12 protein-coding genes are annotated in these 12113 nt (G+C 67.4%); 5 read left to right on the top strand and 7 right to left on the bottom strand.

Annotation, left to right across the window (positions count from 1 at the left end):
• The 3 genes from Q0716_RS03730 to Q0716_RS03740 all read right to left on the bottom strand — a co-directional run.
• The coding region (locus Q0716_RS03730; protein ID WP_299019804.1) for an FAD-dependent monooxygenase at nucleotides 1–341 on the bottom strand (341 nt) is incomplete at its 3' end.
• 83 nt (nucleotides 342–424) lie between these two features.
• The gene (locus Q0716_RS03735; protein ID WP_299019807.1) at nucleotides 425–967 is read right to left on the bottom strand and encodes a VOC family protein; all 543 of its coding nucleotides are present in this window, start codon (nucleotides 965–967) and stop codon (nucleotides 425–427) included.
• Nucleotides 968–999: 32 nt separating this feature from the next.
• A complete protein-coding gene (locus Q0716_RS03740) occupies nucleotides 1000–1956 on the bottom strand; it encodes an MBL fold metallo-hydrolase (protein WP_299019810.1) in 957 nt (318 codons plus the stop codon).
• 179 nt (nucleotides 1957–2135) lie between these two features.
• Between Q0716_RS03740 and Q0716_RS03745 the strand changes: the two genes are divergently transcribed.
• Nucleotides 2136–2972, top strand: coding sequence for an IclR family transcriptional regulator (locus Q0716_RS03745; protein WP_299019817.1), 837 nt, complete (start codon nucleotides 2136–2138; stop codon nucleotides 2970–2972).
• Here Q0716_RS03745 and Q0716_RS03750 read toward each other — a convergent pair.
• From Q0716_RS03750 to Q0716_RS03760, 3 genes are all read right to left on the bottom strand, one after another.
• A complete protein-coding gene (locus tag Q0716_RS03750) occupies nucleotides 2969–3748 on the bottom strand; it encodes an enoyl-CoA hydratase/isomerase family protein (protein WP_299019819.1) in 780 nt (259 codons plus the stop codon). The two genes, Q0716_RS03745 and Q0716_RS03750, sit on opposite strands and share 4 nt — an antisense overlap.
• Before the next feature lie 49 nt (nucleotides 3749–3797).
• The gene (locus tag Q0716_RS03755) at nucleotides 3798–4568 is read right to left on the bottom strand and encodes a type 1 glutamine amidotransferase (protein WP_299019822.1); all 771 of its coding nucleotides are present in this window, start codon (nucleotides 4566–4568) and stop codon (nucleotides 3798–3800) included.
• 109 nt (nucleotides 4569–4677) lie between these two features.
• On the bottom strand, nucleotides 4678–5535 hold the full coding sequence (locus tag Q0716_RS03760) for a fumarylacetoacetate hydrolase family protein (protein WP_299019824.1): 858 nt from the start codon (nucleotides 5533–5535) through the stop codon (nucleotides 4678–4680).
• 98 nt (nucleotides 5536–5633) lie between these two features.
• On the opposite strand from Q0716_RS03760, the gene grpE reads away from it, so the two are divergent.
• The 4 genes from grpE to Q0716_RS03780 all read left to right on the top strand — a co-directional run bounded on the left by grpE (nucleotide 5634) and on the right by Q0716_RS03780 (nucleotide 10947).
• A complete protein-coding gene (gene grpE, locus Q0716_RS03765) occupies nucleotides 5634–6200 on the top strand; it encodes a nucleotide exchange factor GrpE (protein WP_299019826.1) in 567 nt (188 codons plus the stop codon).
• Nucleotides 6201–6311: 111 nt separating this feature from the next.
• Nucleotides 6312–8258: a molecular chaperone DnaK gene (dnaK, locus tag Q0716_RS03770; protein WP_299019828.1), complete on the top strand. Its 1947-nt coding sequence runs from the start codon at nucleotides 6312–6314 to the stop codon at nucleotides 8256–8258.
• Between the two features lie 83 nt (nucleotides 8259–8341).
• Nucleotides 8342–9472, top strand: coding sequence for a molecular chaperone DnaJ (gene dnaJ / locus Q0716_RS03775; RefSeq protein WP_299019830.1), 1131 nt, complete (start codon nucleotides 8342–8344; stop codon nucleotides 9470–9472).
• Nucleotides 9473–9582: 110 nt separating this feature from the next.
• Entirely contained in the window at nucleotides 9583–10947 is a 1365-nt protein-coding gene (locus Q0716_RS03780) for an MBL fold metallo-hydrolase (RefSeq protein WP_299019832.1), read from the top strand.
• A gap of 24 nt (nucleotides 10948–10971) precedes the next feature.
• On the opposite strand, the gene Q0716_RS03785 is transcribed toward Q0716_RS03780, so the two are convergent.
• The coding region (locus Q0716_RS03785; protein ID WP_299019835.1) for a PLP-dependent aminotransferase family protein at nucleotides 10972–12113 on the bottom strand (1142 nt) is incomplete at its 5' end.

The following is a 12113-nucleotide window of genomic DNA, read 5'->3' on the forward strand; positions in this document are numbered from 1 at the left end:
TCTTCGGGCAGCAGGTCGAATTGGTAGACCAGCTCGTCGCGGAAGAACACCTTCCCCACCTTCCATTGCACCCCCTGGGCCACCAGATCGTCCGCGATTCCCAGGCGATCCCAGATTTCGAGCGGGCGCTTGGCATAGCACACCGCGCGCGAGCCGACGCTGACGGTGTTGTTGTCGTCGAGCACGACGGTGGGGATGCCGCGCGCGGCACAGTCCAGCGCCTGCGTCAGCCCGACAGGACCAGCGCCGATCACCATCACGGGGTGGCGCACACGCTCGCCGCTGCGCTGTTCGTCGCTCTGCCGATACTCGTACTTGGGATAGGTGTAGGTGTGCAACATGGTCAAGGGTTCGTCAGGGCGAAACCAGCCCAGGCCGCTGGCGAAGCGGCCGACGGGTCACTGTCACGCGGAAATCGGGCGGCTCAGTCGAGCGCGTGGAATTCCTTCTCGTGCATCCAGGCGGCGTGCTTCGGCGCGCGCTTGGTCTGGGCCCACTCGTTGAGCATGTCCCACTTGACCGCATCGAGCTTCTCGTACATGTCGGGCGTGCCGACATCGGCCGCCAGTTCCACGCGGTGGCCGTTCGGGTCGAAGAAGTAGATGCTCTTGAAGATGGTGTGGTCCGTCACGCCAACGACGGGGATGCCGGCCGCCTCCAGGCGCGCCTTCGTGGCCTCGAGCGTCTCCACGCTGTCCACTTTGAACGCGATGTGCTGGACCCATTCGGGCGTGTTCTCGTCACGGCCCATGGCCGGCGAGTTGGGCAGCTCGAAGAAGGCAAGCACGTTGCCCTGGCCGGCGTCCAGGAACACGTGCATGTAGGGATCGGGCGCCTTGGTGGAGGGCACCTGGTCCTCGGCGATCGCCAGCACGAACCGCATGTGGAGGTGCTTGACGTACCACTCGACGGTTTCTTTGGCGTCCCGGCAGCGGTAGGCGACGTGATGGATGCGCTCGATTTGCATGGTCAGTCTCCTCTGGGGGTGGCAGACAGGGGTCAGCCTTCGAGGGTTTCCCACATCTGGCGGTCGCGTTCGGCGGTCCAGACGCGCGGGTCGGGGTACTGCGTGGCCTCGTCGTAGCAGCGGGTGACGTCGAACGGCATGCAATGGTCGAAGATCACCCAGTGGCCGTACTTGGGCTTGAGGCGCTCATAGGTCTCGCGGTAGACGGTCTTGAGGTCCTTGCCGGCGGCCACCCCCTCCTGCACGCAGGCGTACACGTCCGAGATGAAAGCCCGTGTTCCGGCCAAACCGGCTTGCACCTGCTCGGGCGTGACCAGCGCCGCCCCGCGCCCCGGCACCAATTTTTCGGGCTGCAGCGCGGCGATGTTGTCGAGCGTGCGCGGCCAGTCACGAAAGTACGCATCTCCCGCGTAGGGCGTGGCGTCGAACTCGACCAAGTCACCCGAGAACAGGATCTTCTCTTGCGGCAGCCACGCCACGGTGTCGCCCTTGGTGTGGCCACGCCCCAGTTGCAGCAGTTGCACTTCCAGCTTGCCCAGCCAGATCGTCATCTTGCCGGTGAAGGTGATGGTCGGCCACGTCAGGCCCGGCGGCACCGACTCGACGGCGCGGAACAGACGCGGAAAGCGCCCTATCTCGCTGGCTTTGTCGGCCTCGCCGCGCTCGACGATCAGGTCGTAGGTGTCCTGGCTGGCGATGATGTGCTCGGCCTGGTAGGCCGATGCCCCCAGCACGCGCACCGCGTGGTAGTGCGACAGCACCACGTACTTGATGGGCTTGTCCGTGACCTCACGGATGCGGCGGATCACGTCTTGCGCCATCACGGGGGTGGCCTGCGTGTCGATCACCATCACGGCGTTGTCGCCGATGATGATCCCGGTGTTGGGGTCGCCCTCGGCGGTGTAGGCGTACGCGTGCTCGGACAGGCGGGTGAAGCTGACCGGTTTGTCTTCGAGGTCGGCCTGGCTGGCAAAAGCTTTTCGGCTCATGGAGAACTCCGTGGGCGCTGGCATCGTCGTTCACGCATGCCAAACGCATTTGTCATACAACAACGCACATCATACGCGACCATGTTGTACCATGTCCAACGAATTTGACTCCGTATAAACCCGAACCCAAGGATCACGCGCGTGCTCAGCGCGTGTGAGTCGATACGATTGGTCCCATCATGAGCACGCTCCCCCCCAAACGCACGCGCCCGGCGACGAGCGGTATCCCTGCCGACGGCTCGGAAGCGCGCGGCTCGCGCGGCATCCAGAGCGTGGAGGTGGGCGGTCAACTGCTCAAGGCTCTCGTGCGCAGCGGCACCGCCTTGCCGCTGAAGGATTTGGCACGCGCCGCGGGCATGACGCCCGCCAAGGCACACCCGTACCTGGTGAGCTTTGGCAAGCTGGGGCTGATCGAGCAAGACCGCGTCAGCGGCCACTATGGGCTGGGGCCCCTGGCGTTGCAGCTGGGGTTGATCGGGCTGCAGCAGGTCGATCCGGTGCGCCTGGCCGTGAGTGAACTGCCGGCGCTGGCGCAAGCGGTCGGCTGCACGGTATCGGCGGCGGTGTGGGGGCCGATGGGGCCGATCATCGTGCATGTGGAACACGGCCCTACGCCGGTGCACGTGGCCATGCGGCACGGCACGCCCGCATCGCTGCGGCACACCGGCACGGGCAAGGTGTTTGCGGCCTTCGCCCCCGCGGAGGCGGTGGCGGCGGCGCTGGCGCGTGAGGGCGAGGCCGCCGCGTTGGACGATGCGGGGTTTCAGGCCGAGCTGGCAGCCATCCGGCGCGAGCGCGTCAGCCGCGTGCGCGACGAACTGCTGCCGGGCATCAGCGCCATGGCGGTACCGGTCTTCGATGGTTTGGGGCGGTTGGCGCTGGTCATGGCGGCCATCGGCCCCAGTGCCTGGCTGGATTTGGCCCCGGGTAGCGCCCAAGCGCAGGCGCTGCAGGCCGCCGGTGAGCGGCTGTCGGCGCGGTTGGGTGCGGTCTCACCCGAACTCGAGCGGCCCTAACGACCGAGAAAACGGGGCGCGCGGCGCTGCCCAAACGCAGCCCGCCCTTCGGCGAAGTCGGCACTGGCATAGGTCGCGGCCGCACGTGCCTCCCACCGCGCGGGCTGATCCTCACCCAACGCCATTTCCTGCAGCGTCTGCTTCATGCCCTGCACCGCCAGCGGCGCCAGTGCAAGCACCTGCTCGCAGCGTTGGCGCACGGCCGCAGGCAAGTCCTCGGCCGGCACACACTCGTCCAAAAAACCCAACGCCTGCAGCGCGGCGGCATCGAGCGGCTGCCCCAGCAAAAAAAGGCGCCGCGCCGCCCGCAGGCCAATCGTGGCCACCGCACGCCGCAAGCCGCTGGGATAGTAGTGCAGCCCCAGCGCCGCGGCGGGCATGCGCAGCTCCATGCCCTCCACCCCGAGGCGAAAGTCACACGCCAGCGCCAGATCGGTCGCGCCGCCATAGACACTGCCGTTGAGCGCTGCCATCGTCACCGGCCGGGCCGCCGCCACCGCGTCGGCCGCAGCAGCGAACGCCCGCACGGCAGCCCCGGCATCGTCGCCGAAGGCGCCCACGTGAAAACCCGCGCTGAACACGGGTGCGTCCGAGCGCACGCGTGCCGCCAGCACCAGCACGCGCACCACGGGGTCGCGATCGACGGCTTGCACGTGCCCGATCAGGGTCCGCAAGTCCTCGTCGTGTAAGCGGTTGTGGTGGCGGGGACGGTTGAGCGTGATCGTGGCCACGCCACCGTCCACGGTCAACAAAGGGGGAGTGCCGTCGTCGTGCATGTGCGGAGTATGCCGCGGGCCGACGCCCCGAAGGCGCGATCGATGCGCCTCACACCCGGGACGCCGGGCGCCAACGCCGCTGCCATGCGCGGTACAGGTGGTCGGCCAGGCGGTAGCTCGCGGCCTGGTGTACCGCCGTCGCCGCGCGCATCGCCGCCGGGTCTTGCACGGTATCGGGATGTGCGCCCACCGCGTGCGGATAGACCGGGCCCGGATCCCCTAACCAGTTCTCGATCTTCAGCGGCGTGATCTCGATGTGGAATTGCATGCCCAGATGGGGACCGAGGGTGTAGGCCTGCACCGCACACGCAGGCGAGGCGGCCAGCACCGTTGCCCCGGGTGGCAGCTCGACCACCCCATCGTAGTGCCACTGATACACCACGGGTTGCGGATCGTCGCCCAGCCATTCGCGGGCGGCGGCACTGCCACCGTGCCGGATGGGCAGCCACCCGATTTCGGGCTGCGGCAGGCGCTGCACACGCCCGCCCAGGGCACGCGCCATCAACTGTCCGCCCAGGCAATGGCCAATGACGGGGATGCCGAGCGCATCGGCCTCACGAATCAACGCCTCGGCATGGCGCAGCGACGGTCGGTCGTCGTTGGCGCTCCACTCACCGCCGAGCACCGCGAGCGCCCGGTAGCCGGCGACCGTTTCCGGATAATGCTCGCCCGCTTCCGCACAGAAGACGTCCCAGCGCGCACCCACGGCATCCAGCCACGTAGCCAGATACCCTGCGGGATCTTCGAGGGTGTGCTGCAACACGAGCACGTCGGTGGGGGCGTGATTCGCCGGCTGGCGATCGTCAGCGGTGTTTGGCATGGTGGCACGATGGTAGCCGCCGGCCCTGCGCGCCCACTCGGATCGTGGTGCCAATCCGGCCCCGATGCCGCAGTCCACCCTACCGCCGGTGGCGATGGCCGTGCTGGCGTCAATCCGGCCCCATCGGCGCCACGACCACCCGCTGGCATTGCCGCCCCAGCAACGGGCTGCCCAGTGTGATGACGTCGCCCGGCTGCAGATAGACCGGGGGCCGCTGCCCCATGCCCACGCCCGGTGGGGTACCGGTCAAGATGACGTCGCCGGGCTGCAAGCGCATGAAGCGGCTGAGATAGCTGACCAGCTCGGCCACGCCAAATACCATCGTGCGGGTACTGCCGCGCTGGCGTGGTGCCCCGTTGACGTCGAGCCACAGATCCACGGCCTGCGGATCGGGGATCTCGTCCGTCGTCACTAGCCACGGCCCCAGCGGACAGTGCGTAGGGTAGCTCTTGCCCTTGATCCACTGCCCCTCCATCTCCAGCTGGTGGGCGCGCTCGGACACGTCGTTGGCCAGACAGTAGCCGGCCACCACCCGCAACGCGGCGTCGGGGGGCACGTGCCAGGCGGGCTGCCCGATCACGACGGCCAGCTCCACCTCCCAGTCGAGCTTGGCCGCCCCCGGTGGCAGCCACACGTCGTCATCCGGGCCGCTGACGGCGCCCGTGTGCTTGCTAAACACGATGGGCTGCCGCGGCAGCGGCAAACCCGCCTCAGCGGCATGGTCGGCATAATTGAGGCCAATTGCCAGCACGTTGCCGATGCCGCCCACCGGTGGACCGAGGCGGGCGTCGGGGGCTACCAACGGCAGCCGGGTGGGATCGATGCGCGCCAGCCGCGCCAGTGCATCCGGGGTCAGGGTCGAGGCAGTGAGGTCACCAATGATGCCACCGAGGTCGCGCCGCTGCCCGCTGGCGTCCAGCATCCCCGGGCGCTCGTCACCCGGTGGGCCGTAACGAAACAGTTTCATGTCTTTACTCCGCGGGCCAGGGGGCCCTTGAAAAAGGGCCCAAGCGCCCCCATACAGGATCGATAGTTTCGTCCTTTTTTACGGATTGTCGCGACACCATGACCGATACGCAAACCCCAAACACCGAATCCCCGTCCACCGCCGACGCCGCACCGGCCGCCGGTGCCACGAACGCGTCTGCCGGCGCATCCGCCACCGGCAACGGCGCCGACCTGCAAAGCGAGCTGCAACAGTTGCGCCAGCGCAACGCCGAGCTGAACGAGCAAGTGCTGCGTGCCTTGGCCGACGCCGAAAATACCCGCCGCCGCGCCGAGGAGGAGATCGCCAAGGTGCGCAAGTTTGCCGTCGAGGCCCTGGCCGAGAGCTTGCTGCCGGTGGTGGACAGCCTGGAGGCCGGCTTGGCCGCACAAGACGCCACGCTGGAGCAAATCCGCGAGGGCACGCAAGCCACCTTGCAGCAGTTGCTCGCCGCGCTGGCACGGCACAAAATCACCCCCATCGTGCCGGCGCCGGGCGACCGTTTCGACCCCCATCAGCACCAGGCCATTGGCATGGTGCCCAGCGACCAGCCGGCCAACACCGTGGTCGCGACGCTGCAAAAGGGTTACCTGATGGCCGAGCGCGTGTTGCGTCCCGCGCTGGTCACGGTGGCGGCTCCGCAGTAACGCGAAGCGCACTGCGGGCCCGCGCCTCCCCTTGAATCCGACGCGGGTGCCCTCATCTAATTCATAGATCGCGGATTGAACCGCCATTTCCACACATTCAGGAGCATTTTCATGGGCAAGATCATTGGTATCGACCTGGGCACCACCAACTCGTGCGTGGCCGTCATGGAGGGCGGCACGCCCAAGGTCATCGAAAACAGCGAGGGCGCGCGCACCACGCCCTCCGTCGTCGCGTACATGGAGGATGGCGAGATCCTGGTGGGCGCGCCCGCCAAGCGCCAGGCCGTCACCAACCCGAAGAACACCTTGTTCGCCGTCAAGCGCCTGATCGGCCGCAAGTTCACCGAAAAAGAGGTGCAAAAGGACATCGAACTGATGCCCTATAAGATCGTGCCGGCCGACAACGGTGACGCCTGGGTCGAGGTGCGGGGCCAAAAGCTCGCGCCGCCGCAGGTCAGCGCCGAGGTGCTGCGCAAGATGAAGAAGACCGCCGAGGACTACCTGGGTGAGCCAGTGACCGAGGCCGTCATTACGGTGCCGGCGTACTTCAACGACGCGCAGCGCCAAGCCACCAAGGATGCCGGCCGCATCGCGGGGCTGGAGGTCAAGCGCATCATCAACGAGCCGACGGCGGCCGCGCTCGCCTTCGGTCTGGACAAGGCCGGCAAAGGCGACCGCAAGATCGCGGTTTATGACCTGGGCGGCGGCACGTTCGACATCTCGATCATCGAGATCGCCGACGTCGATGGCGAAAAGCAGTTCGAGGTGCTCTCGACCAACGGCGACACCTTCCTGGGTGGAGAGGACTTCGACCAGCGCATCATCGACTACGTCATCACCGAGTTCAAGAAGGAGCAAGGCGTCGATCTGACCAAGGACGTGCTCGCGCTGCAGCGCCTGAAAGAGGCCGCCGAGAAGGCCAAGATCGAGCTGTCCAACAGCTCGCAGACCGACATCAACCTGCCCTACATCACGGCGGACGCGACGGGGCCGAAGCACCTCAACATCAAGCTCACCCGCGCCAAGCTGGAGAGCCTGGTGGAAGACCTCATCGAGCGCACCATCGAGCCGTGCCGCATCGCCATCAAGGACGCGGGCATCAAGGTCAGCGACATCGACGACGTGATCCTGGTTGGCGGCATGACGCGCATGCCCAAGGTGCAGGAGAAGGTCAAGGAGTTCTTCGGCAAGGATCCGCGCAAGGACGTCAACCCCGACGAGGCGGTGGCCGTGGGTGCGGCCATCCAAGGCTCGGTGCTGGCCGGTGAGCGCAAGGACGTGCTGCTGCTCGACGTCACCCCGCTGTCGCTGGGCATCGAGACCATGGGCGGCGTCATGACCAAGATGATCAAGAAGAACACCACGATCCCGACCAAGTTCAGTCAGGTGTTCTCGACCGCCGAGGACAACCAGCCGGCGGTGACGATCAAGGTCTACCAGGGCGAGCGCGAAATGGCGGCGGGCAACAAGCTGCTGGGCGAATTCAACCTGGAGGGCATCCCGCCGGCGCCGCGCGGCATCCCGCAGATCGAAGTCACGTTCGACATCGACGCCAACGGCATCCTGCACGTCAGCGCCAAGGACAAGGGCACGGGCAAGGAAAACAAGATCACCATCAAGGCGAACTCCGGCCTGACCGAGGAGGAGATCGAGCGCATGGTGAAGGACGCCGAGCTCAACGCCGCCGAGGACAAGAAGAAGGTCGAGCTGGTGCAGGCGCGCAACCAGGCCGATGCGCTCATCAGCAGCGTGCGCAAGAGCCTCAAGGAGTACGGTGACAAGCTCGAGGCGGGCGAGAAGGACAAGATCGAAGCGGCGATCCAGAGCCTGGAGGAGGCCGTCAAGGGCGACGACAAGGCCGCGATCGAGGCCAAGACCGAAGCCCTGATGCAGGCCAGCCAGAAGCTGGGTGAGAAGATGTACGCCGACAGCCAGGCTGCCGCGCAGGCGGCCGGCGGCGGGGCCGCTGGCGCGGGCGGCGCGGCGGGCGGCGCCAGCGCCGCTGCCGGGGCCGACGACATCGTCGATGCCGAGGTCAAGGAAGTCAAGCGCGACTGATCCCGCTTGCTCGCCCACTCAGCGCCGCGCAGGGGGCTCGTCCCCCGGCGCGGCTTTCGTCCTAATGACACCCGTGGACCGACATGGCCAAACGTGACTACTACGAAATCCTGGGCGTGGCCCGCAACGCCAGCGATGACGACATCAAAAAGGCGTACCGCAAGCTGGCCATGAAGTACCACCCCGACCGCAACCAGGGCGATTCGGCCAAGGCGGCGGAGGAGAAGTTCAAGGAGGTCAAGGAAGCCTACGAGATGCTCTCCGACCCCCAGAAGCGCGCCGCGTACGACCAGTACGGGCACGCCGGGGTCGACCCGAACCTGCGCGGTGGCGCGGGCGGTGGTGACGGTTTCGCAGGCTTCTCGGAAGCGTTTGGCGACATCTTTGGCGACATCTTTGGCGCCCCGCGCGGAGCGCGCGGCCGCCAGATGTACCGTGGCAGCGACCTGTCGTACGCCATGGAAATCACGCTGGAGGAAGCCGCCCGCGGCAAGGATGCGCAAATCCGCATCCCGAGCTGGGAGGACTGCGACACCTGCCACGGCACGGGCGCCAAGCCCGGCACCAGCGCCAAGACCTGCCCGACCTGCCACGGCAATGGCGTGGTGCAGATGCGCCAAGGCTTTTTCAGCGTGCAGCAGACCTGCCCGCACTGCCATGGCAGCGGCAAGATCATCCCCGAGCCCTGCCCCACCTGCCGCGGCGAAGGCAAGATCAAGCGCCACAAGACGCTGGAGATCAAGATTCCCGCGGGCATCGATGACGGGATGCGCATCCGCTCCAGCGGCAACGGCGAGCCGGGGCGCAACGGCGGCCCACCGGGCGACCTCTATATCGAGATCCGCATCCGCAAGCACGAGCTGTTCGAGCGCGATGGCGACGACTTGCACGTGCAGGTGCCCATCAGCATCACCACGGCAGCCCTGGGCGGCGAGGTGGACGTGCCGACGCTGGACGGCAAGGCCACCATCGACATCCCGGAAGGCACGCAGCATGGCAAGACCTTCCGCCTGCGCGGCCGCGGCATCAAGGGCGTGCGCTCCAGCTACCCTGGTGACCTTTACGCCCACATCGCGGTCGAGACGCCCGTCAAACTGACCGAGCACCAGCGCCGCCTGCTGCGGGAGCTGGACGAGTCGTTCAAAAAAGGCGGCCACAAACACAGCCCGAACGAAAAGGGCTGGTTCGAGAAGGCCCGCGATTTTTTCGGGTAAAGGGGCACGAGGTCCAACGGCGGGCCTCCTCTGCCCTGCGCCGCCTGTGGCGCCCGCCGCCACGCTGACGCAGCCACGGGCGCTGTTGCGCCGTGCGTTACCATGGACGCATGGACGTGCGCATACAGTTTCTAGGCGGCGCCGGCACCGTCACCGGCTCCAAGTACTTGGTGCAACACGGCAGTGACGCGCTGCTGGTGGACTGCGGACTGTTTCAGGGCTACAAAGCGCTGCGCCTGCGCAACCGCACGCCGTTGCCGATCGTGCCCAACCAGATCCGGGCCGTGGTGCTCACGCACGCCCACATCGACCACAGTGGCTATCTGCCGGTGCTGGCGCGCGAGGGGTTTCACGGCAAAGTCTGGTGCACCCACGCCACACGCGACCTGTGTGAGATCCTGCTGCCCGACAGCGCGCACCTGCAGGAAGAAGACGCCGCCTTTGCCAACCGGCATGGCTTTTCCAAGCACTCGCCGGCACTGCCCCTGTACACAGTAGAAGACGCCCAACGCGCACTGCGGCTGCTGCGGCCGCAGCCGCTGTACCAGCGTTTCGAGCCGATCCCAGGCTGGCAGGTGCAGTTCTTTGGCGCGGGCCACATTCTGGGCGCGGCGTCGGTGCTGATCGAGGTGGGTGGCCGCCGGCTGCTGTTTTCGGGCGACCTGGGTCGGGCGGACGACACCCTGATGTTTCCGCCCGACCCCCCGCCAGCGGCGGATGCGGTGGTGGTCGAGTCCACCTACGGCAACCGGCTGCACCCCGCGGGGAATCTGATCGATGAAATCGCCGACCCACTCGCGCGCGCGGCCGCCCGCGGCGGCACGGTGGTCGTGCCGGTCTTTGCGGTGGGGCGCGCGCAGGCGCTGCTGCACGCGATCGATGTCCTCAAGCGCCAACAACGGCTGCCCCGGGCACTGGCCGTGTACCTGGACAGCCCCATGGCCATCCAGGCCACCGCGCTGCTGGCCCGCCACCTGGGCGAGCACCGCCTGAGTGCGGCGCAGGTGCAGCACATGACGCAGGCCGTGCACGCGGCCCGCACCCCTGACGAGTCGAAAGCGATCGCGCGCCACCACGGCCCCAAGGTCATCCTGGCCGGTAGCGGCATGGCCACGGGGGGGCGGGTCCTGCACCACCTCAAGCTCTACCTGGGCGATCACCGCCACATGGTGCTGCTGACCGGCTACCAGGCTCCCGGCACCCGGGGCGACAGCCTGTTGCGCGGTGCAACCACGCTGCGCATCCACGGCCAAGACTGGCCCGTGCAGGCTGAAGTGGTTCAGCTCATGACCGCCTCGGCCCACGCCGACGCGGACGGCTTGATGGCGTGGCTGCGCGCCATCCCCGGCACACCGCGCCGCGTCTTCGTCACCCACGGCGAAGCCGATGCCGCCGACGCCCTGCGCTGCCGCATCGAGCGCGAACTGCGCTGGCCAGCGCTGGTGCCGGAGCACGGCGCCACCTGGGCGGTGTAAACGCGTGTCGGCGAGCGCCGCTACTCACGCGGGTGGGCACCCCGTGCCCGTGGCCTCGGCCAGAAAGCGCCACAGCGCCTCATCCTCGCAGAAGGCGACATTGAAGCGCAGCCAGGGGCTGGGCGAGAGGTCCAGCCCGAACAGGTGCCCGGGCCCCAGCAGGATGTCCTGCTCCGCGGCCTGATAGGCCAGGGTCGAGGCATTCTCGATGGCCGGATGGCGTGCCCACAAAAACATGCCCGCATGGGGTTGCGCAAAGAGGTGGAATCCGAGGCGCTCGAGCCGCTCTGTGGTGCGCTGGTGCGCCTCGGCCAAGCGCTGGCGCAGCGCGCGCAGGTGCTTGCGCCAACGCCCGTCGATCAGGGCCCCATAGGCCAGGCGCTCGGCAAACTCCGACGACGTCAGGCCCGAGATCATCTTGAGCTGCGCCAGATCCTCCAGCACGTCCGGGTGCGCCGCCACGTAGCCCACGCGCAGGTTGGGCGAAATGGTTTTGGAGAAGCTGCCGATGTGCACCACGCGCTGCAGCTGGTCCAGGCTGGCCAGCGAAGGGCGCGGCTCCGGGTCCAGGTCGGCGTAGATGTCGTTTTCCACCACCCACAGTTGGTGACGCTCGGCGAGTTGCACCACGCGGTGCAGATGCGACAGGTGTGCCACCGATCCCGTCGGGCTTTGTAGCCGCGGCTGGGTAAAAAACACTTTGGGTCGGTGCGCCTGAATGCGCTCCTCCAGCAGCGTCAGATCCCAACCCTGCGGGGTGCGCGGTACGCCGATCAGGCGCGCCCCCAAAAAACGCAGCGAAAACAGCAGGTTCGGATACCCCGGCTCGTCCACCAGCACGGCGTCGCCCGGCTGCACCAGACGGCGCGCCACCAGGTCCATCGCCTGGCTGGAGCCGTGCGTCAGCAGCACCTGATCGCTGGTCAGCACGATTTCCTGCTCGGCCAACAGGTCACGTACCAACTGGCGCAGCGGGGTCAAGCCCTTGGGCTCGCCATAGCCGCCCAGATCGACCGTGTCCCCGGCAAGCGCGCGCAGGCTGCGTTTGAGGCCATCGCCAAACAGCCAATCACCGGGCAGCCAGCCGCAACCCGGCTTGAGCCGCAAGTTGCGGTTTTCGAACACCCGGCGCAGGTACCACATCGAGTCGAAGTGGTACTGCGGGC

Origin of the sequence: uncultured Tepidimonas sp. (assembly GCF_938045175.1) — a bacterium.
Lineage (GTDB): Bacteria > Pseudomonadota > Gammaproteobacteria > Burkholderiales > Burkholderiaceae_C > Tepidimonas.